22 protein-coding genes are annotated in these 18,891 nt (G+C 62.1%); 5 read left to right on the top strand and 17 right to left on the bottom strand.

Annotation, left to right across the window (positions count from 1 at the left end):
- Positions 1–182 precede the first annotated feature (182 nt).
- From Q8O29_RS09305 to Q8O29_RS09285, 5 genes are read right to left on the bottom strand one after another with little or no spacing between them, the layout of a single operon-like run.
- Positions 183–821, bottom strand: coding sequence for an SCO family protein (locus Q8O29_RS09305; protein WP_305562083.1), 639 nt, complete (start codon positions 819–821; stop codon positions 183–185).
- A complete protein-coding gene (gene cyoE / locus Q8O29_RS09300; protein WP_305562081.1) occupies positions 818–1,735 on the bottom strand; it encodes a heme o synthase in 918 nt (305 codons plus the stop codon). The genes Q8O29_RS09305 and cyoE overlap by 4 nt, the downstream gene beginning before the upstream one ends.
- A complete protein-coding gene (locus Q8O29_RS09295) occupies positions 1,732–2,892 on the bottom strand; it encodes a heme A synthase (RefSeq protein WP_305562089.1) in 1,161 nt (386 codons plus the stop codon). Before Q8O29_RS09295 ends, cyoE begins: the two co-directional genes overlap by 4 nt.
- A 13-nt stretch (positions 2,893–2,905) precedes the next feature.
- The gene (locus Q8O29_RS09290; RefSeq protein ID WP_305562087.1) at positions 2,906–3,580 is read right to left on the bottom strand and encodes a hypothetical protein; all 675 of its coding nucleotides are present in this window, start codon (positions 3,578–3,580) and stop codon (positions 2,906–2,908) included.
- 23 nt (positions 3,581–3,603) lie between these two features.
- Positions 3,604–4,362 (bottom strand): SURF1 family protein, encoded by a 759-nt coding sequence (locus Q8O29_RS09285; RefSeq protein ID WP_305562080.1) that lies wholly within the window; start codon positions 4,360–4,362, stop codon positions 3,604–3,606.
- Positions 4,363–4,380: 18 nt separating this feature from the next.
- Here Q8O29_RS09285 and Q8O29_RS09280 point away from each other — a divergent pair, with 18 nt between their 5' ends.
- The gene (locus Q8O29_RS09280) at positions 4,381–4,602 is read left to right on the top strand and encodes a twin transmembrane helix small protein (protein WP_305562078.1); all 222 of its coding nucleotides are present in this window, start codon (positions 4,381–4,383) and stop codon (positions 4,600–4,602) included.
- Positions 4,603–4,651: 49 nt separating this feature from the next.
- On the opposite strand, the gene Q8O29_RS09275 is transcribed toward Q8O29_RS09280, so the two are convergent.
- From Q8O29_RS09275 to Q8O29_RS09245, 7 genes are all read right to left on the bottom strand, one after another.
- A complete protein-coding gene (locus tag Q8O29_RS09275; protein ID WP_305562076.1) occupies positions 4,652–5,533 on the bottom strand; it encodes a cytochrome c oxidase subunit 3 in 882 nt (293 codons plus the stop codon).
- A gap of 65 nt (positions 5,534–5,598) precedes the next feature.
- Entirely contained in the window at positions 5,599–5,811 is a 213-nt protein-coding gene (locus Q8O29_RS09270; RefSeq protein ID WP_305562074.1) for a DUF2970 domain-containing protein, read from the bottom strand.
- Positions 5,808–6,398, bottom strand: a complete 591-nt coding sequence (locus Q8O29_RS09265) for a cytochrome c oxidase assembly protein (RefSeq protein ID WP_305562072.1) — start codon at positions 6,396–6,398, stop codon at positions 5,808–5,810. The genes Q8O29_RS09270 and Q8O29_RS09265 overlap by 4 nt, the downstream gene beginning before the upstream one ends.
- Positions 6,399–6,401: 3 nt before the next feature.
- Positions 6,402–6,515 carry a cytochrome oxidase small assembly protein gene (locus Q8O29_RS09260; protein WP_305562070.1) on the bottom strand — a complete coding sequence of 38 codons (114 nt, stop codon included), beginning with the start codon at positions 6,513–6,515 and terminating at the stop codon, positions 6,402–6,404.
- A gap of 29 nt (positions 6,516–6,544) precedes the next feature.
- Positions 6,545–8,176 carry a cytochrome c oxidase subunit I gene (gene ctaD, locus Q8O29_RS09255; RefSeq protein WP_305562068.1) on the bottom strand — a complete coding sequence of 544 codons (1,632 nt, stop codon included), beginning with the start codon at positions 8,174–8,176 and terminating at the stop codon, positions 6,545–6,547.
- An 81-nt stretch (positions 8,177–8,257) separates the two neighbouring features.
- Entirely contained in the window at positions 8,258–9,397 is a 1,140-nt protein-coding gene (coxB, locus tag Q8O29_RS09250) for a cytochrome c oxidase subunit II (RefSeq protein ID WP_305562085.1), read from the bottom strand.
- 541 nt (positions 9,398–9,938) lie between these two features.
- Complete coding sequence (locus Q8O29_RS09245; protein WP_305562067.1) at positions 9,939–10,832, bottom strand: biotin synthase; 894 nt, start codon at positions 10,830–10,832, stop codon at positions 9,939–9,941.
- A 51-nt stretch (positions 10,833–10,883) separates the two neighbouring features.
- Between Q8O29_RS09245 and Q8O29_RS09240 the strand changes: the two genes are divergently transcribed.
- Together Q8O29_RS09240 and trmL are read left to right on the top strand one after the other, a co-directional pair.
- On the top strand, positions 10,884–11,633 hold the full coding sequence (locus tag Q8O29_RS09240; protein ID WP_305562065.1) for a ComF family protein: 750 nt from the start codon (positions 10,884–10,886) through the stop codon (positions 11,631–11,633).
- 147 nt (positions 11,634–11,780) lie between these two features.
- Positions 11,781–12,251 (top strand): tRNA (uridine(34)/cytosine(34)/5-carboxymethylaminomethyluridine(34)-2'-O)-methyltransferase TrmL, encoded by a 471-nt coding sequence (gene trmL / locus Q8O29_RS09235; protein ID WP_305562063.1) that lies wholly within the window; start codon positions 11,781–11,783, stop codon positions 12,249–12,251.
- Positions 12,252–12,257: 6 nt separating this feature from the next.
- Here trmL and Q8O29_RS09230 read toward each other — a convergent pair whose 3' ends face one another.
- Positions 12,258–13,157, bottom strand: a complete 900-nt coding sequence (locus Q8O29_RS09230) for a LysR family transcriptional regulator (RefSeq protein ID WP_371134188.1) — start codon at positions 13,155–13,157, stop codon at positions 12,258–12,260.
- 226 nt (positions 13,158–13,383) lie between these two features.
- Between Q8O29_RS09230 and Q8O29_RS09225 the strand changes: the two genes are divergently transcribed.
- A complete protein-coding gene (locus tag Q8O29_RS09225; RefSeq protein ID WP_305562059.1) occupies positions 13,384–13,695 on the top strand; it encodes a DUF4148 domain-containing protein in 312 nt (103 codons plus the stop codon).
- Between the two features lie 304 nt (positions 13,696–13,999).
- The gene (locus Q8O29_RS09220; RefSeq protein WP_305562057.1) at positions 14,000–14,320 is read left to right on the top strand and encodes a hypothetical protein; all 321 of its coding nucleotides are present in this window, start codon (positions 14,000–14,002) and stop codon (positions 14,318–14,320) included.
- On the opposite strand, the gene Q8O29_RS09215 is transcribed toward Q8O29_RS09220, so the two are convergent.
- From Q8O29_RS09215 to Q8O29_RS09200, 4 genes are all read right to left on the bottom strand, one after another.
- Positions 14,311–14,766, bottom strand: coding sequence for a MaoC family dehydratase (locus Q8O29_RS09215; RefSeq protein ID WP_305562055.1), 456 nt, complete (start codon positions 14,764–14,766; stop codon positions 14,311–14,313). The genes Q8O29_RS09220 and Q8O29_RS09215 overlap by 10 nt on opposite strands.
- A 63-nt stretch (positions 14,767–14,829) precedes the next feature.
- Entirely contained in the window at positions 14,830–15,447 is a 618-nt protein-coding gene (locus Q8O29_RS09210) for a ParA family protein (RefSeq protein WP_305562053.1), read from the bottom strand.
- Positions 15,448–15,654: 207 nt separating this feature from the next.
- A complete protein-coding gene (locus tag Q8O29_RS09205) occupies positions 15,655–17,685 on the bottom strand; it encodes a serine/threonine-protein kinase (RefSeq protein ID WP_305562051.1) in 2,031 nt (676 codons plus the stop codon).
- Between the two features lie 76 nt (positions 17,686–17,761).
- On the bottom strand, positions 17,762–18,646 hold the full coding sequence (locus Q8O29_RS09200) for an adenylate/guanylate cyclase domain-containing protein (RefSeq protein ID WP_305562049.1): 885 nt from the start codon (positions 18,644–18,646) through the stop codon (positions 17,762–17,764).
- Positions 18,647–18,891 lie beyond the last annotated feature (245 nt).

Here is an 18,891-nt window from a genome sequence, read left to right as displayed (position 1 = left end):
CAGCAGGACGTGCGCTCGATTGACCGCGCGCGCCGAATGCATGCCCTTGGCGCGAATCGCTTCGAGCGTCACGCGGTCGTCAGGTAAGAGGTTCAGTTCGGTTTGTCGCATGACGTGCACTCCTCATAAGTAGTGAAAGTGTCGTCATTGTATATTTGTATCGTTATTTATGAGTTGAAGTACTAGTTGCCCTTGAGCAGCAGCTTGACGTCGGCCGCCAGTGCCGGCGCGCCGCTGCCGTAGCGGCTATACAAGCGCACCCGGCCCTGCGGGTCGAACACATAACTGCCGGCCGAATGGTCCAGCGTGTAGCTGCCTGGCGTCTTGCCAGCGACCTTTTTGTAGAAAATCTTGAAGTCTTTCGCCACCTGCGGCAGTTTGTCGAGGTCCGGGCGCAGTGCGAGAAAGCCGGGGTCGAAGTTCGCCATGTAGGCCTTGAGCACCTCGGGCGTGTCGCGCTCCGGGTCCAGCGAGACGAACAGGCCCTGCAGGCGTTCGCCGTCGGCGCCCAGCATCTTTTTGATCTCGGCCAGCTCGGCCATGGAGGTCGGGCAAACATCCGGGCACTGCGTGAAGCCAAAGAAAACTACCACCACCTTGCCGGCGAAGTCCTTGATGCTGCGCACCTGACCGTTGTGGTCGGTCAACGCGAAGTCTTTCGCGTAATCGGCGCCGGTGATGTCGATGCTGGCGAACTGCGGTTTGGCGTCGGTACAGCCGGCCATCAAGCCAAAAAGGCCCGTAGCCCCTGTCCACAAAGCGCCACCAGCTATTAATTTAATAGCGTTTCGTTTTTCGGAAGAAGTCGGTGTCAGGCTCATACGAGGTAGTGGTCCAGCAGCAGCGCCGCAAATAATACAGACAGGTGGATCAGCGAAAAGCGGAAGGTCTTGCGCGCCAGCGCGTCGGAGTAGTTGCGCCACAACCGAAAGCCGTACCAGCTAAAGCCAAAACTCAGCACGATGGCCACCACCAGGTAGAGCCAACCGCTCATCTTGAAGACAAAAGGCATCAGACAGGCGGCAAACAGCACCAGCGTGTAGAGAAACACCTGCAGGCGCGTGAATTCGTTGCCGTGGGTCACCGGCAGCATCGGCAGGCCGGACTTGCGGTAGTCCTCCACGCGGTACAGCGCCAGCGCCCAGAAATGGGGCGGTGTCCACAGGAAGATGATCAGGAACAGGATCAACGCTTCGGGCGCCACGCTGCCGGTCATCGCGGCCCAGCCCAACACCGGCGGCATGGCGCCCGAAGCGCCACCGATCACGATATTTTGCGGTGTCAGCGGTTTCAGGATCACGGTGTAGACCACGGCGTAACCGACAAAGGTGGCAAAGGTCAGCCACATGGTCAGCGGATTGACCCAGACATACAAAATCACGGAGCCGGCGGCACACAGCAGGCTGGAAAACGCCAGCGTCAGCGGGTTGCTGATCTGCCCCTGCGCGGTGGCGCGCCAGGCCGTGCGTTTCATCTTCGCGTCGATCTGCTGCTCGACCAGGCAATTGAAGGCCGCAGCGGCCCCGGCCACCAGCCAGATGCCGGCGCAGGCGATCAGGGCCAATTTGATCTCGGCCCAGCCCGGCACGCCGGGCACGGCCAGCACCATGCCGATCAGCGCGCAGAACACGATGAGCTGCACCACGCGCGGCTTGGTCAGCGCGTAGAACTGCGCGAACTTCGACGGCACAAATGCGGGGATCGCTGCGGCAGCGGCGGAGTCTGAGGGGTTCATAAGGAGGGAGCCCTCAATTTTGCAGCAGTTGCCGTGTCCGGGCCGCGCCGACTCGAAAAAAGAGCCCCGGTCAACACCACCACCAGGGCCGCTGCGCCGCCGGTGTGCGACACCGCCGCAACCAGCGGCCAGCCCAGCACCACATTGCTCAGGCCGGTGGCAAACTGCCACAGTGCCAGCCCGCCTGTCCATGTGCCATAAGAACGCATCGCGGGAATCCGTCGCAACTGCCAGGCCAGCGCCAGCAACGCGGCAAACACGACATAAGCGGCGAGCCGGTGCACGTAGTGGATGGCGGTCAGGGCCTGGAAGCTGATGTTGTCTCCATCAAGGCCGGCGCCCAGCGCGCGCCAGAAGGTGAAGCCTTCGCGGAAATTCATGGCGGGCCAGAAGCTGCCCTGGCAGGCCGGAAACTCATTGCAAGCCAGCACCGCATAGTTGGTGCTGACCCAGCCCCCCAGCGCAATCTGCAGCCACAGCAGCACAAAGGTTGCGGTCAGCAACAGCCAGACGCCCTTTGGCAAAAGCACTGGCCGCGCGGCGTCATGCGCCTGCGCGTAACGCACGGCTTGGGCCTGCAGCAGCGCCAGCAGGATCAGCCCGCCCAGAAGGTGCAGGGTCACGATCAGCGGGAACAGTTTCATCGTGACCGTCAGGGCGCCGAAAGCGCCCTGGATACAGACCCAGACCAGGGTAGCCATGGGCCACCAGGCCGACAAAATGCCTGCGTTCCGCCGCCCTTTGCGGCGGCTTAGCCAGGTGGCCACAGCCAACGTCAGGATCAACACGCCAACACTGGTGGCCAGGTAGCGGTGAATCATTTCTATCCAGGCCTTGGAATGGGTCACCGGCCCGCTGGGCATGGCCGCCTGCGCCGCGCTGATGGGCTGGCTGGCACCCACCGGGCTGGCATGGCCGTAACAGCCCGGCCAGTCCGGGCAGCCGAGGCCAGAATCGGTCAGCCGCGTGAAGGCGCCGAACAGCACCAGGTCAAAGGTCAGGAACAGCGTGAGCAGCGTCAGCACGCGCAGGCGCCGCGCCATCGGCTGGTTCTTGTTGCGCAGCCAGACCCAGGCCAACGGCCCCAGTGCCAGCACCAGGCCCATGCCCATCATGCGCAGTGCCGGGCTCAGGTTGTAAAGCTCTTGCGTGTCCATCAAGGTCGGGGCTCTAGCGCCCTTCCTTGTCCCACGAAGCGGACGCCCGCAGCAGGCGTTCGAGATCGCGCTTGGCCTGCGCCGCGCCGGCTGCGTCCATGTTGGCCGGGAAACGCATCATCCAGTTCCCGATCGGGTCCACCACATACAGGTGATCCGCAAGTTTCTGGCCGGCAGCGGGCTGCAGCCATTGCGCCAGGCCAGTCACGCGCAGCACAGTGGCACCCTGCAGCGCGGAGTTCAGCGCATCCGGGATCGCCGCCTGGTCGCTGACCAGCCAGACGCGGTCCAGCCGGTCTTTCTCGCGGCCCAGCGACTCGCGCAGTTGACGCTGGAAATACAGGTGCTGCTGGCACACCGCATCGCAGGCGCCGCCGGCCACGCTGAGCAGCAGCCACTGGCCCTTGAGTTCGGGCAATTCGATGCGCTTGCCGTCGGTCGCCTCGGCTACCAGGGCCGGCAGCGGCCTTTGCGGGTCGATCAACTCACCATAGTTGCGCCGACCCTCCGGACGGATCACGTAATAGGTGAAGTAGGAGGCGATCACCGGCGCCGCGCAGACCAGCAGCACAGCCAACATTTTCCAGCGGCCGGCGCGCGTGTCGGGGCGCGCAATGGCAGCGGCCGCATCGGCCTGAGGCAAGCTGTGCACGGTCAGGTCCAACGGCTGGTCACGGCCGGCGGGCACGGAGGAGGGAGGCTGGGAAGGTGTCACGTTGAATCGCTATCAGGAACAGAGAGAGGAACCGTGCGCCTGCGGCGCGGAAGAAGCAGCTGAAACCAGACATACAGGCCCACCAGCAGCGCGCACAGCGCAAACCACTGGAAGGCATAACCGTAGTGCTTGTCCACACCGGTGTTGGGCGCCGCCCAGTTGCGCAGCAGGCCCTCGCTGGCTGCTCCGGTCTGCAGCAGCGAAACCGGTAGCAAGGGCATACCGGTTTCGGCGCTGAAGGCCGTCAGATCAAGATTTTGCCGGATACGGCCCTGCGCTGCCCCTTCAAACTCATAAAGCTTGGACGGCGGCGGGGCCATGCGGCCAGAGACGCTGACCACACCTTCGGGCGTGCTGACTTCCGGTAAACGCGTGCGGTCGGTGAAGTCGCGCGGCACCCAGCCGCGTTGTACCAAGACAGCCTGCTGGCTGTCGGCCAGCAGCAGCGGCGTCACCACCCCAAAACCCGACTTGCCGTCCATAGGGCGGTTGTCCAGGTAAACCGTGTGCGCGGCCAGCCAACTTCCCCGCAGCACAGCCTCGCGGTGCATCATATTTGCTATGTTTTCAGTAGCTAGCAGCGCCCGCCCATCAAGGGTTGGAAGTCTTTTTTGTTCATCAATCGCGGCCTGCAGCGCTTCTTTCTGCGCGGCGCGGCGCAATTGCCACTGGCCCAGCGAGAAGGTCAGGGCCACCATCAGCACGGCCGCCAGGGTCAGCACCACAAAACGCGGCTGGAGCAGGCGGGGGCTCATGCGCGGATAATCCGGTTCATGAATTACCTTGTCGCACTTGCATTTTTGGCCATCCTCGCGAGCCTGGCTTCCGCCCTGTTTTTCATGCTGAAGGACGGCACGGGCGGCAAGGCGAAAACCAGCAACATGGCGCGCGCGCTGGCCTTTCGTGTCGGCTTTTCCATCCTGCTTTTTGTCTGCATCCTGATCGCCTGGAAGATGGGTTATATCCAGCCCACCGGAATTCCGGCGGGCAAGTAAAAAGGAAAAGGCCGCCTCAGCGACCTATATTCACAACGCGGCGTGGGCGTCACATCCAGTACACAAGGATGTACAGGCCCAACCACACCACGTCCACAAAGTGCCAGTACCAGGCCGCGCCTTCGAAACCGAAGTGGCGGTCGGCGGTGAAGTGGCCGCTTTGCAGGCGCAAGGTGATGAACAGCAGCATCAGCATGCCAACAAACACATGGAAGCCGTGAAAACCGGTCAGCATGAAAAAGGTCGAGCCGTAAACGCCGGAAGTCAGTTTCAGGTTGAGATCACTGTAGGCATGGAAATACTCGTAGCCCTGCACGCACAGGAAGATGATGCCCAGCAGCACGGTAGCCCACATCCAGGCGATGGTCTTGCCACGGTGGTTTTCACGCAGCGCGTGGTGGGCAATGGTCAGCGTCACACCCGATGTCAGCAGCAACGCGGTATTGATGGTCGGCAGCCAGAACGGGCCCATGGTCGAGAAAGGCTCAATGATGTCGGCGGGCGAACCGGTCACGCCAACAGCGTCGCTGGGCCAGACAGCCTTGAAGTCAGGCCAGAGCAGCGCGTTTTCCAGGCTGCCCAGCGCTGGCAGCGAGTGGGAGCGCGCCCACCACAGCGCCGTGAAGAAGGCGCCGAAGAACATCACTTCCGAGAAGATGAACCAGCTCATGCTCCAGCGGTAGGACAGCTCAATCTTGTGGCCGTACAGGCCGCCTTCGCTTTCACGCGCTGCGGCGCGAAACCAGAAGAACAGCACGGTGAGCCACCAAACCATGCCGAAGGCCAGCGAGTACGCGCCCCAGCCGGAGCCGTTGATCCACTGGCCTGCGCCCAGGACGACGAAAAACAGGCCGACAGCCGTCATCACCGGGTAGGCCGAGGGCGCCGGAACAAAGTAATACGGTGTGCTTGTATGTGCTGCTGAAGACATTTCCAACTCCTGTTTCGCTAAATTCTTGAATTCGTTATTTGAGAACGACGTGGCGCGCCTTGCGGCTACTTGCCCACCACCCAGGTAGCCAGAAGAATCAGGCTACCGACAAACACCAGCACGCCGACCAGCGCCACGATGACGATGTGCACCGGGTTGAGCTGCTCCACGTCTTTCTCATAGTCGCCGCGCGCGCGCAGGCCGACAAACGACCAACTGACCGCCTGAATGGTGCGCCAGATCGATCCCTTGCGGTGGGTGACCGGGCGTGTGCTCACGCGCCCGGCTCCCGCACGGAAACAGCGGCCACAGGCGCCGGCGGCGTCTTGCCACCGACTTCGAAGAAAGTATAGGACAGCGTGATGGTGGTCACGTCTTTGGACAGCTTGGGGTCAATCACAAAGGCCACCGGCCACTGCTTTTTCTCGCCCGGCGCCAGTGTGTATTGCGTGAAGCAAAAGCACTCGAGCTTGTTGAAGTGCGCACCGGCCTGCATAGGCGCATAACTGGGAATCGCTTGCGCCGACATGGTGCGGTTCTGCACGTTCTGAAATTCATACATGACCGTCACCAGCTCGCCGGGATGCACCTGGATCGAACGGGTTGCCGGCTTGAACAGCCAGGGGCCGCGCACGTTGGCATCAAACTCGACGGTGATGCTGCGGCCGGTATCGACCTGCGTGTTGGCCGCCAGCTTCGAGGTCGCACCGGGAATCTGCCGGTCGCCCAGTGCCAGGATATTGATGCCGGTCACCTCGCAAATGGCTTTGTAAATAGGCACCAGTGCATAGCCGAAGGCAAACATGCCGACCACGATCACGCCCAGCTTGCCCACCATCCGGAAATTTTCACGCTTCAGGCCCATGGCTCAACCCCGGCCGAAGAATACAAGCTTGGCCATGAAGCCGAGAAAAAACACGACCGCAATGGAAGCCAGGGTCAGGCCCAGCCGCAGGTTGGTTTTTTTCTGTTCAGGTGTCATGGCGTGCTGTTGTTCTGCTCGGCAGACGATTAACCGATTACCTTGGTCGCGGTAGCGTCCAGGCGGGGAGGCGTCTCGAAAGTGTGGAAAGGTGCGGGCGAGGGAACTTCCCACTCCAGGCCTTCGGCGCCGGCGCCGTCCGGATCGTTCCAGGGACGCTGCGGTGCTTTCTCGCCCTTGCCCCTCATCGTCGGCAACACGATGAACAGGAAGAAGTAAACCTGCGCAATGCCGAAGAAGAAAGCACCCACGCTGGCAATCGCGTTGAAATCGGCGAACTGCATCGGGTAGTCGGCATAACGGCGCGGCATGCCGGCCAGGCCCAGGAAGTGCATCGGGAAGAAGGTGATATTGAAGGAAATTAGCGTCCACCAGAAATGGATCTTGCCGCGTGTCTCGTTGTACATCACGCCGGTCCACTTGGGCGACCAGTAGTAGTAGCCGGCAAACAACGCATACAGGGAGCCGGCCACCAGTACATAGTGAAAATGGGCCACCACGTAGTAGGTGTCCTGCAACTGGATATCAATCGGTGCAATCGCCAGGATCAGGCCGGTGAAGCCGCCCATGGTGAACACGAAGATGAAACCAACGGAAAACAGCATGGGGGTCTCGAAAGTCATCGAGCCCTTCCACATGGTTGCGATCCAGTTGAAGATTTTGACACCGGTCGGCACCGCAATCAACATGGTGGAATACATGAAAAACAACTGACCGGTCACCGGCATGCCGGTGGTGAACATGTGATGCGCCCAGACGACAAAGCTCAAGATGGCAATGGAGCCGGTGGCGTACACCATGGAGGCGTAGCCAAACAGGCGCTTGCGGGCGAAGGCCGGGATGATCTGGCTGATGATGCCGAAGGCCGGCAGAATCATGATGTAAACCTCAGGGTGACCGAAGAACCAGAAGATGTGCTGGTACATCACCGGGTCGCCGCCGCCAGCGGGGTTGAAGAAGCTGGTGCCGAAATGGCGGTCCGTCAGCGTCATGGTGATGGCACCGGCCAGCACCGGCATCACCGCGATCAGCAGGTAAGCGGTGATCAACCAGGTCCAGCAGAACATCGGCATCTTCATCAAGGTCATGCCAGGCGCGCGCATGTTCAGGATGGTCACGATGATGTTGATCGAACCCATGATGGATGACGCGCCCAGGATGTGCAGCGCAAAAATACCGGCATCCATCGACGGCCCCATCTGCAGTGTCAGCGGCGCATACAGCGTCCAGCCGGCAGCCGGCGCGCCGCCGGGCATGAAGAAAGAACCGGCAAGCATCAGGCCGGCCGGAATCAGCAGCCAGAAGCTGAAGTTGTTCATGCGGGCAAACGCCATGTCAGGGGCGCCGATTTGCAGCGGGATCATCCAGTTTGCAAAACCGACAAAGGCCGGCATGATGGCGCCGAACACCATGATCAGGCCATGCATGGTGGTGAGCTGGTTGAACAGCTCGGGGTTCACTAGCTGCAGGCCGGGCTGGAACAACTCGGCCCGAATACCCAGCGCCAGCACACCGCCAAACATCAGCATGAAAAAACTGAACAGCAGGTACAGCGTTCCAATGTCTTTGTGGTTGGTCGCATAGACCCAGCGACGCCAGCCTTTCGGGGCATGGGCATGGTCATCATGCGCGTGATCGTGATGGTCTAGAACTGCACTCATCTTGGCTTCCTTTGGTGGCTTGTCTGCGGCTACATCTGTCTGTCAGCCGACGGGAGACGATGGGGTCTTGTGGCTTGTGTGTTACTTGCGGGCGGCCAGCACTTCAGCAGGCTGCACCAGCTCGCCGGTCTGGTTGGACCAGTTGTTCTTGGTGTAGGTCGCCACTGCGGCCAGGTCGGTATCGCTCAGCGCCTTCCACGCCGGCATGGCACCGCCGGCAGCGCCGTTGAGCAGGACCTGGATCTGTTTGCCATGGTCCTTGTCGAGCACGATGGCCGAACCGTCGAGCGCCTTGATCGGACCCGCACCTTTGCCGGTGGCCTGGTGACAGGCAGCGCAATTGGCAGCGTAGACCTTTTCGCCACGCGCCTTCAGCTCGGGCAAGGCCCAGACCTTGGAAGGATCGTCGGCCTTGGCGGCGGCTTCCTTGACCTTCACGTCAACCCACTTGGCATAGTCCTCACCCGACACCACCTTGACGTGAATCGGCATGTAAGCGTGTTCCTTGCCGCACAGCTCGGCGCACTGGCCGTAGTAGTCGCCGATTTTTTCGGCACGGAACCAGGTATCGCGAACAAAACCGGGAATCGCATCCTGCTTCACGCCGAAGGCCGGCACCATCCAGGCGTGGATCACGTCGTTGGCCGTGGTGATAATGCGAATCTTGCGGTCAACCGGCACCACCAGGGGGTTGTCCACTTTCAGCAGGTAGTTGTCGAGCTCTTCGCCTTTTTTCGGGCCGCCGTTGTTGGAGATTTCGCGATGCGTGCTGTCCAGGGTCGAGATAAAACCGATGCCTTCGCCTTCACCCTTGAGGTAGTCGTAACCCCACTTCCACTGCATGCCGGTGGCCTTGATGGTCAGATCGGCGCCGGTCGTGTCCTTGGAAGCCACCAGCACCTTGGTGGCTGGCAGGGCCATCAAAATCACGATGACAAACGGAACAATGGTCCAGATGATTTCGACCGTGGTGGACTCGTGGAAATTGGCCGACTTGTGGCCGACCGACTTGCGGTGCTTCCAGATCGAATAAAACATCACACCGAACACCGCCAGGAAAATCACCAGGCAAATGATCATCATGAACCAGTGCAGCCACTGCTGTTCTTCGGCAATTTTGGTCACTGCGGGATGCAAATTGAGCTGGTTGACGGCCGGGCCGCCGGGCAGGTCGTTGACCGCATAGGCCGCCGTGCTGAACCAGGCGGCCATCAAGGCCATCGCTGCGGCCAGCTTGCGATTGGCCTGCAGAGCCAGGGACTTGAAAACTTCACCTGCGTGCTTCATTCCTGGCCCTATCGTAGTACGTACGTTCATCGTGATCACTTTTATTGCCTCAATTACCGACAGATTAAGCGGCTGATTATAAAGTTAGCCATGGCGCCCCTCGGCGACGCACTTGCCCTGATGCGCTGCTTTCAACTTGGTCTTAACACCCACGCAGTGCTCGCCGGATTTCCCGAGCCAGCGCCGGCCAATTCGGGACGCGCCACTGAACCGCCTGCGGCCCCTGACCACCTTGACCAGATGCTGCGGAGAAACGAGATGTCGGGGAGACGTTCGACACGAGGCAAGACTCGAAAAATTGCTGCCGATCAAACACTTTCGGCCGCGTGGTGCGTGGGAACATATCCAAAATTCGTATCTGGATTGTAGCCGGGTTTACCTCGTGCAAAGCCGCTGCGCGGCCCCCAACCCGGCCGGCTTCCAAGGCGTGCGCCGCGCACGGCCGTCGCCAGCAAGCAGAGCCCCTCGGGGACAACTAAATGCCACGCGAACCCTGCAACATGGCCCGCATGTCGGTGACCGAGACTGCGCTCAAGGGGCTGACCTTGACCCGTGGCTGTGCTTTCAGCGCGTGCCCGTAAATAATTTCGAAGGTCAGCGCGAGCCGGCCGTCGGCCTGGCGCGGCAACTGCTGCGCCAGAACCTGCAACAAGCGCGCTTTCCAAGCCCGACCGCGCAGGGCCGCAAACCGCAGCGGATGAAAGTTGCGGCCGAGCTCGCGCAGTTCCTGCAGCAGGCGCTCGGGCGTTTCGTAAGTCAGCGTGATGCGCTCCATGTCCATCACCGGCTCGGCAAAGCCGGTCTGCACCAGCATGTCGCCCCAGTCGTGCATGTCGGTCAGCTCATGACCAGCCGGCGGCCAGCCCAAGGCCTCATACATGACACGCAATTCGCGCACGGTGTCCGGGCCCAGGCATGAAAACATCAGAAAGCCGCCCACTTCAAGCGACTGGTGCCACTGCCCCAGCAACGCCTGCGGGTCGGCCGCCTCGTGCAGTGCCATGTTGGCCCAGAGCATGTCCACGGCGGCCAGCGGCGCCTCGACGCGCACGGCAGGCCCCACCCAGCGCCTCGGATGCCACCATGGTTTAGCTATGCTTTTGATAGCTGCTTGTACCCGTCCCTGATGGGCTTCATGCATAAAACATGCTGAATCCGGATACCTGCCAGCAAGCTGGCGATGCCCTTGCAACCCACCGCGAACCGCACCCCAATGGATCCAGGCTTTGGGTTGCAGCTTGATCCACTGCAACCGATCCAACATGCGCCGAGCCACTTCTTCATGCAGCCAAGGTGAAACAAGCGGTGCCACCCGCTGCCAGCGCTCTGCGGCTATCGGGTCGACGGTAGGGGGGCGTTGGGTGGGCATCAATGGAGCGGGAGACGAAACGGGAGAAGAAGCGCCGAGTATATTGACACGATGTTGCTGCCCCTGCCCAACCCGGCCACCTTGTTGCACACGCTGGCCAGCCAATGTGCTGTCTGCCATAGCTGGCCGGCGCGGCGCGTGTGTGCACCTTGCGTGGCGCGGTTTGGGCAAGTGCTGACGCGATGCGGCACCTGCGCGCTGGCCCTGCCTGCGGATTTGTCAGGCGGCCGCGGTTCGCCTTCGCTGCAGTGCGCGGCCTGTCTGCGCCAGCCGCCGCCGCTAAACGCCTGTTTTGCAGCAATGCCTTACGCCTACCCGTGGTCGGACCTGGTGGCCCGCTACAAATTCGGCGGCGACCCGGCCTGGGCCGCCGTGTTTGCCAGCCTGCTGCTGCAAGTACCCGGCGTGCGCGCGGCCCTGGAGAGCCTGCAATCGGACGACTGGCTGGTCCCGCTGCCGCTGTCGGACCAACGGCTGCAGTCACGCGGATTCAACCAGGCCTGGGAATTGGCTAAAGCGCTGGCACAACAGAGCGGCACGGCAGCACGTGCCGACGCCAGGCTGTTGCTGCGCATCAGAAACACGCCGCCACAAGCCCAGCTCAAGCGCGAAGCCCGTCTGCGCAACGTCAGGGGGGCGTTTGTTGTCGACCCGCTGCGCGTGCAGGCCATGCAAGGCCGCAGCGTGCTGCTGGTCGATGACGTGATGACCAGCGGCGCCTCGCTGTTCGCCGCCGCTGAGGCCTTGCGTGAGGCCGGTGCAGCCGCTGTCAGTGCGATGGTCTTCGCCCGGACAGAATAAAAGCCCCCACGTTCGCTCACTGCGTGTAGCTCTCTGCCCCCGAGGGGGCACTGCGCCTGCGGGCCGGCAGAGCCGGACCCGCGGCCCTGGTTTGAAGGGGAGAGCGCCTCGCACAGCGCCCCACGCACGTGCGGCGACAATCGGGCCATGTTCAACATTGTTCTGGTCGAGCCCGAAATACCGCCCAACACCGGCAATGTGATCCGCCTGGCCGCCAACACCGGCTGCCGGCTGCACCTGGTCGAACCCCTGGGCTTTTCGATGGACGACAAACACATGCGGCGCGCCGGGCTGGATTACCACGAGTACGCCGAACTGACCCGCCATGCCGACTGGGCCGCCTTTCTGACGGCCGAACAACCCGATCCGCAGCGGTTGTTTGCGCTGACCACGCGCGGCACCCGGCGAGTGCATGACGCGACTTTTGCGCCCGGTGACTGGCTGGTGTTTGGCTCGGAAACACGGGGATTGGCCCCGGAACTGCGCGACACTTTCCCGTCCGCGCAGCGCCTGAAGCTGCCCATGCTGGAAGGGCAACGCAGCCTGAATTTATCGAATGCCGTGGCCGTGACCGTGTTCGAGGCCTGGCGACAAAACGATTTTGGCGTCAGTCCTTAAGATATTTCAACGCCCCAGCGTGGTCTGCGGCCCGAATTCAGCCAGAAAGTCCAGAAAAACCCGAGTTCGCGCCGGCATGAACTTGCGCGTTGGCAAGGCCGCGTAAATCGTGAAACGGCCGAAAATCCACTCCGGCAGCACCTGCACCAAGGTGCCACGCGCCAGATGCGGCGCAACCAGCATGCGCGACAAAAAAGTGATGCCCGCGCCGTCCAGCGCGGCGCGCAGCAACACATCAAAACTGGTGGTTTGCAGTGCCGGTTTGACATCCACCTCCACCGCCTCGCCACCGGCCAGCGGATGCAGGCGGGCTTGCCGGCCGTAGTGGCCGGAGTTTTGCGGCCACTGGAACTTCAAATAGGTGTGCTCGCGAAGCGCTTGCGGCGTGGCCGGTGTACCGGCGCGCTTCAGGTAGTCGGGTGACGCGCAAACAATCCAGTCGGTTGTCGCCAACGGGCGGGCCACGATGTCGGCATCAAAACCCTCGTCCACCACCAGGAAAGTGACATCAAACTCCTCGATACGCGGCTGCGGAAAAGGGTCGATGGTCAGATCTAACAGCACCTTGGGATGGCGCGTATGCCAGGTCGCGATGCGCGGCGACAGGAAATACGAGGCCAGCACCGGCGTCGCCAGCACATGCAGCGTGCCCTGCAGCTCGCGCGTGTGTGCCGCCGCCGCCGACTCGGCGTCCTCGACCTCGTAAAGAATAGTGCGCACCCGCATCAGGTAGGCCTCGCCCGCATCGGTCAGCGACAGCTTGCGTGTGGTGCGCTGTAGCAGCCGCACACCCAGATGGTCCTCCAGCGCCGCCACCATACGCGTGACTCCCGCTGGCGACATGTCCAGCGCGCGGGCGGCCGCCGCGAAGCCGCCCTCGTCGATGACGCGTTGAAAAACCTTCATTGACTGCAATCTATCCATGAAACAAATTGTATTCTTACTTCTTTATTATTTCAATAACTGAAATGGTTAATTGATAACTAAGTAGTTTTAAATTGGTCTTAAGCGTTTTAAAGTTCACTCCATCGATGAGCCGACACCCATTAGCGACTCACCGAGGATGGTCAGACGGGGAAAAACTTTCCCGTCATGCCCGGAATGTCTTATTAACTTTTTAAGGATTTTCATCATGAACACGAAATTTTTCACTTCCGCCCTGATCGCCGTTGCCAGCCTGGCTTCCGTCAATGCTTTCGCCGCTGGTGCCGACAATGCGCCAGAACAGAAAAGCACCTTTGTCAGCACCCTGACTCGTGCTGAAGTGCGTGCAGAAGCAGCCAATGTCCAAAAAGGCCCGGTGAATGCCAGCAACCAAGTCGACGGCGGCATGTCCGTTTTCTCGGCATCGGTGGCCAGCGAGCGCAGCCGCAACGCCGTGCATGTGCAGTCTTCGCAGGGCAATGCCGACCCGATGTTCAACCCAGCTCCCGGCCGCGCTTGATCGGACGGACAGCCAGCCGCCAAGGGCGCGGCGCCCGACATAACCCGCCTGGGCCTGGCCCTGGCGGGTTTTTTAATGGCGGCAACATGCAAAAGGCAAGGCCATTGAATGGCGAGAAGGGGCCGCAGCCACTTCGGCGACGCCCAACCTGAGAGCTGGCTGTTTTAGATTCATCCACCTACCTTTGGCAAGGGTAAACCCGATAATCGTGGGTTACCCATGTGCAACAGGCGCGATCCGCCTTCTTCAGCGCATGTTTTCAAGTCCTCCGCCATTCACAAGATTGCGGGCGAACCTACCGATCATGGTTATGACCTTTTTTGCCAGGCAGCAGACTGCCGCACCGGACCGCCTCAGTCTTGAACAACTTCGCGAGCGGCTGCATGCGGCGCTGATGGACTGCACAGACATGGGTGCCCAACGCGTCATCTACAGGATCAATGTCGCCGCCACGCCGTCTGAACTCTGGCTGTTGCGCAGCGACTTGCACCAGTGCATCGCGCGGGTGCATGACCAGGCTGAAGCAACCCGGCGAACCAACAATTTGCTTGACGCGTTTGAGGGTTGGGTGCCTTCCCACCAGCTCACTCCAATACCGGAGTCCGTCAGACAGAGTCAGGCATAGCGCCTGACCAGCGATTCGGCGATGCAAACCGGCTTGGCCGCGCCCTCGCGCTCGACGGTCACCTCCCAAGCCATCTGCACACCGTTGTCGGCTATGGTCTCGCAGCTCAGCAGCTTCATGCGCGCACGCAGACGGCTGCCCACCGGTACCGGCGCGGTGAAGCGCACCTTGTTGAGTCCGTAGTTCACGCCCATGCGGCTTTGCACGATCTCGAACGAAGACTCGAAAAATTTAGGCAGCAGCGACAAGGTCAGAAAACCGTGCGCAATCGGCGCGCCGAAAGGCCCGGCTTTGGCTTTTTCAGGGTCCACATGAATCCACTGGTGGTCGCCGGTGGCTTCGGCAAACAGATTGACCTGGGCCTGGCTAATGGTCAGCCAGTCGCTGACAGCGACTTCCTGGCCAACACAGGCCGCCAGTTCGGAAAGAGTCTGGAAGGTTTTCATGCGCCGACTGTAACGCCCGCCTGGCGGCCGGCTTGTCCAGCCAGCGACATCAGGCGCGCTGGCTCACCGGTCCAGCCAGCGGCAGATGCCGGCCCATTGCTCCAGGTCTTTTTCCACCCGTCCCGGCGCCACATCGAACAGCGTCAGCCCGCGCGCTGCCAGATGGATGTAGTTCTGCGTGTCACGCACATAACCGAGCACCGGCAGGCCCAGGCCGTCGACAAAGCTGCGCAGCTTGTCGGCGGCAATGGTGCGCGAATCGACCCGCATGCCGACAATGCCGACCTGCACCTTGCCGGCATTGCGGTGTTCAGCCAACTGGTCGAGAAAGGTCCGGGTGGCAAAAATATCAAACACGCTGGGCTGCAAAGGCACGATGACTTTGTCGGCCAGCTTGATCACGTCGTTGAAACGCCAGCCGTGCAGGCCGCCGGGCGTATCCAGCACCACATGGGTCGTGCCCTTGGGCGGCTTGACAATCATGTCGGCACTGACATCCCAGGTGGTGATGGGTCGCGCGGCCGGTGGACGCAAGCCGAGCCAGAGTCGTGACGACTGCTGGCGGTCGGCATCGCCGAGCATGACCGCATGGCCCTGGCTGGCGAAATAACCGGCAACATTGGTGGCCAGAGTCGTTTTACCGACGCCGCCTTTCGGATTGGCAATCACAACCACAGGCATGAATAACTCCCGATGTTTGAGCACTATGGTAACGGTAGCCGCGCCGCCAGCCAAACTGCAACCTGGACGGCTCAGAGCGCCAGAGCCAGACCGGGAGCCTCGCCAGACCAAAAAATATCCATCAAATCACGCTCTAGCCCTTATCTGACGGTCATTAGCAGCTTCTTTTTTGATAGCAATGGGACAGACGCCATCAGACGCGGCGGCTCACTGCCGCCCGTCCCGGATCTCCTGGCGCTGCTTGTCCTGTTCGCGGCGCTCCACGCAGGTCGGGTGGTTTTTGAAGCGCTGCCTGGCGCACTGCTCGTTCATGCAACTCTGGAAGCCCAGCAGAACGCGGTTTTCACAGGCCTGTTTGGGATGGGTTGACCCGGCCTGTGCCGCAGTCGGCTGCTGAAGCGGCAAGGCCGGGGTGGTTGTTTCCACGGCAAGGGGATTGACCACCGCCGGACGGGCCCCCACGGCTTTTTCGACAGGCGGCTTGACCGCCACCCGCTTCGAGGCAGGCGTGGCCGCTGCCGCTGACGAGGCGGCGCCGGATGGCACACCTGCGGCCAGCGTTGAGGCGGCCGGCACCGGGCGGCCCTCCGCCGTGACGCCTGCCGCAGGGGCAGCCTGCGCAGCTTCATCACCCGTCGCGGACGGACCCGACAAAAACTTGAAAGCCAGGCCAGCCATCACCAGCACAGCGACACCGGCGACGGCGGCGTAAACCGCCATTTTGGAAGCGGCGGGGGAAGCCGTGGCTGGCGCAGAAGAAGGCAACGGAGGACGCGGCGCTGGCGTGGGTACTGGCGTAGATGATGGCGCTGGCGGCAAAGCCGCTGCCACCGGTGCTGCAAGCGCCTGGGCAACAGACACGGGCACGGGCGTGGGGTCCGGTTTCGGCTCCTGCTCCGGCGCTGGTGCAAGCATCTTTGGCTGTTCGGCCATGGGCGACGGTGTCTGCTCCGTTACCGGTGTCGACGATGCGTCAGCAGGCAGCGCATCGGCCTCAGCCAGGCGCGTTGCGTCGGCATCAACACGGGCATCTGGCGCGGCAGGTGCAAAGCTGTGATGCGTCTGCAGGCGAGTCCATTCGGTTTCACCGGTCAGGACCGTTGTGCCGCTTCCCGAATCCTCGGCGACGCTGCCCCACAGCTTCTTCAAACGCCGGCGCGCCAGGTCCGCATAAATGCCCGACGGGAAGCGATTGAGAAACCCTTCCAGGTCCTCGATGTCCTCGGAGTCCTTGATGTCTTTCCAGTAAACCAGCTCCAGCTCCTGGGTCACGGTGGAGCCGGAGTCGGTTCCGGACGAGCTCATCTTCACTGTCGAGCCGCCTGCGCGCGACCGCTGCAAGCCGGTGTCCGTGGCATTGCCGGCGCGGCGCCCCGGCTGGCTGACCGGGGGAACAATGGTCGGGTCCGAGGCTTGGCCGCTGGCCTCCTGCAGCGCCTGGGCAAACTCCTGCGCGGTGGCAAACCGCTGGTCACGCTTTTTGGTCAACGCACGCGCTACCACCGTGTCAATCGCGGATGGCAGCAAGTGGTTGAAGCTGCTGGGCGCCGCCGGGCTGTGATTGACGATCTGCTGGATGATGGCGAAGTCGGTGTCGCCATCAAAAGGCCGCTTGCCGGTGAGCAACTGGTACAGCACGATGCCCACGGCAAACAGGTCGGCCCGCGCATCGATGGGCTGGCCCTGCACCTGCTCGGGCGACATGTACTTGAGCGTGCCGACCATCGAACCCTGGGTGCGCGTGGCCTCGCCGGAATCCTGGATGCGGGCCACGCCGAAGTCGGTCAGCTTGACCCGGCCATCGGCCTCGATCAGCAGGTTGGCGGGTTTGACGTCGCGGTGCACGATGGCCTGGCGGTGCGCATAGTCGAGCGCCGACAGCAACTCGCGCATCATGGCCAGCGACTGCTCCAGCGAGTAGCGCTTGCCGCCGTCAAGGTGGTGCTTCAGGTCCTCGCCCTGAATGAACTCCATGACCAGGAAAGCCATGTCGCCGTCGCGATCCGAGTCGTAGACGCTGACGATATTGGGGTGCTGCAGGCGCGCTGCCGAGTGGGCCTCGGTCTTGAAGCGGGCTTCGTACTCGGCCGCCGCTTCCTCGGACAGGTTCTCGACCTTGATGGTCTTGATCGCAACGCGGCGGTTCAGGTTCGGGTCGCGCGCCTCATACACCAGCCCCATCGCGCCCTTGCCTAGCACGCCGATGATGTCGTAACGACCAAGCTTGTTCAGGCTCATGGAGAGGCAATCCGGATACGTCTGGAAACAAAGTCGATTCTAGCCTGCAAGCCTGGCGGGACAGCGCTGGAAGGCTTCAGCTGCCTAAGGAAAAACTGATCAGCGGGCTGCCTTCCTGGCGCTCGCAACCGGCGCTGATCTGGCCGCTGCCCACCAGGTAACACTCGGTGCGCCGCAGCACCACCGCTTCGCTCTGGTTGCCGAAATACACCCAGGTGCCGTAACTCGACGCATCGCTGAGCACAAACTGCCCGCCGCGCCATTCGAGCGTCGCATGCATGCGCGAAACGCGCGGGTCGTTGAGCGTCAGCGAGGCGCCGGCCCCGCGTCCTATGGATACGGCCAGGCTGCGGGCATCGATCTGCACGCTCTGCTCTCCGGCCACCAGCGACAGCACCTGCGGCACACTGGACGCCATTGATCGACCCATCATGGTCGCGTCTTCGTCGCGCCCGGTCTGCCACTCCACACGGTAGACATGGCTGGCCTCCGTGCGGCCGCGCAAGTGCATGGGCCCGAGGCTGCGCAGGCTGGCCCGCTGCATAGTCCCCAGCGCAGACCAGACGTTTTGCGTGGTGAGGATTTGTGCCGCGCCCGCCAGGTCAGCCAGTCGGGCGGCAGAGTTGACGGTGTCGCCAAAACAGTCGCCGTCGATTTCCACCACCTCGCCCGATTCGATGCCCATCTGCATCTGCACCGGGGCGCCACTGCCGCCGGCGCGTATGGGCTTGTCAAGAAATCGCTTCTGGATGCTGATGCAGGCGGCGAGCGCATCGCCCTCCTGCGGAAACACCACAAACAGGCCGTCGCCCAGCAGCTTGACGACGCGGCCGCTGTGCTGCTCAAACACCTGGCTCAACGCACCCACCAGTTGCGAGACAAAACGCGAGGCGGTTTCGTCCCCGAGCCGCTCGAACATGCTGGTGCTTCCAACGAGGTCGGCAAAAACGACCGTGGTCATGCAGGCGCCACCAACAAAAGAATGAAGAAAACGGCAGCGCGGCCAGGTTCCGGCGTCAACACGTAAGCGTTTGTTCTCATGCGACGATTTTCACCCAAAAGCACCTAGGAGCCTGGGCGGCAGAAGGCGTCGAAGCGAAAAGTGGCCCCGGCGAGGACAGTTTTCGCCGGGTTTGCAGCGCCATAGCCGTAGCTATGGGGCAAAAAGCCGGTGAAAAATGGACCGTCGCGGCCGCTTTGCAGCCG

It is taken from the genome of Polaromonas sp., assembly GCF_030689685.1.
Lineage (GTDB): Bacteria > Pseudomonadota > Gammaproteobacteria > Burkholderiales > Burkholderiaceae_C > Polaromonas.
The sequence above is the reverse complement of the archived record's forward strand: the minus strand, read 5'-3'. Positions and strand labels throughout refer to the sequence as shown.

What these genes read in the sequence shown, in the direction of transcription:
- Q8O29_RS09295 (WP_305562089.1), bottom strand. Translation starts at nt 2,892, where the DNA reads ATGGACACGCAAGAGCTTTACAACCTGAGCCCGGCACTGCGCATGATG.
- Q8O29_RS09260 (WP_305562070.1), bottom strand. Translation starts at nt 6,515, where the DNA reads ATGACACCTGAACAGAAAAAAACCAACCTGCGGCTGGGCCTGACCCTG.
- Q8O29_RS09280 (WP_305562078.1), top strand. Translation starts at nt 4,381, where the DNA reads ATGAATTACCTTGTCGCACTTGCATTTTTGGCCATCCTCGCGAGCCTG.
- cyoE (WP_305562081.1), bottom strand. Translation starts at nt 1,735, where the DNA reads ATGAACCCCTCAGACTCCGCCGCTGCCGCAGCGATCCCCGCATTTGTG.
- Q8O29_RS09265 (WP_305562072.1), bottom strand. Translation starts at nt 6,398, where the DNA reads ATGGGCCTGAAGCGTGAAAATTTCCGGATGGTGGGCAAGCTGGGCGTG.
- Q8O29_RS09240 (WP_305562065.1), top strand. Translation starts at nt 10,884, where the DNA reads ATGTTGCTGCCCCTGCCCAACCCGGCCACCTTGTTGCACACGCTGGCC.
- Q8O29_RS09245 (WP_305562067.1), bottom strand. Translation starts at nt 10,832, where the DNA reads ATGCCCACCCAACGCCCCCCTACCGTCGACCCGATAGCCGCAGAGCGC.
- Q8O29_RS09200 (WP_305562049.1), bottom strand. Translation starts at nt 18,646, where the DNA reads ATGACCACGGTCGTTTTTGCCGACCTCGTTGGAAGCACCAGCATGTTC.
- Q8O29_RS09305 (WP_305562083.1), bottom strand. Translation starts at nt 821, where the DNA reads ATGAGCCTGACACCGACTTCTTCCGAAAAACGAAACGCTATTAAATTA.
- Q8O29_RS09285 (WP_305562080.1), bottom strand. Translation starts at nt 4,362, where the DNA reads ATGAGCCCCCGCCTGCTCCAGCCGCGTTTTGTGGTGCTGACCCTGGCG.
- Q8O29_RS09210 (WP_305562053.1), bottom strand. Translation starts at nt 15,447, where the DNA reads ATGCCTGTGGTTGTGATTGCCAATCCGAAAGGCGGCGTCGGTAAAACG.
- Q8O29_RS09230 (WP_371134188.1), bottom strand. Translation starts at nt 13,157, where the DNA reads ATGAAGGTTTTTCAACGCGTCATCGACGAGGGCGGCTTCGCGGCGGCC.
- Q8O29_RS09275 (WP_305562076.1), bottom strand. Translation starts at nt 5,533, where the DNA reads ATGTCTTCAGCAGCACATACAAGCACACCGTATTACTTTGTTCCGGCG.
- trmL (WP_305562063.1), top strand. Translation starts at nt 11,781, where the DNA reads ATGTTCAACATTGTTCTGGTCGAGCCCGAAATACCGCCCAACACCGGC.
- coxB (WP_305562085.1), bottom strand. Translation starts at nt 9,397, where the DNA reads ATGGCCTTGATGGCCGCCTGGTTCAGCACGGCGGCCTATGCGGTCAAC.
- Q8O29_RS09215 (WP_305562055.1), bottom strand. Translation starts at nt 14,766, where the DNA reads ATGAAAACCTTCCAGACTCTTTCCGAACTGGCGGCCTGTGTTGGCCAG.
- Q8O29_RS09225 (WP_305562059.1), top strand. Translation starts at nt 13,384, where the DNA reads ATGAACACGAAATTTTTCACTTCCGCCCTGATCGCCGTTGCCAGCCTG.
- Q8O29_RS09205 (WP_305562051.1), bottom strand. Translation starts at nt 17,685, where the DNA reads ATGAGCCTGAACAAGCTTGGTCGTTACGACATCATCGGCGTGCTAGGC.
- ctaD (WP_305562068.1), bottom strand. Translation starts at nt 8,176, where the DNA reads ATGAGTGCAGTTCTAGACCATCACGATCACGCGCATGATGACCATGCC.
- Q8O29_RS09220 (WP_305562057.1), top strand. Translation starts at nt 14,000, where the DNA reads ATGGTTATGACCTTTTTTGCCAGGCAGCAGACTGCCGCACCGGACCGC.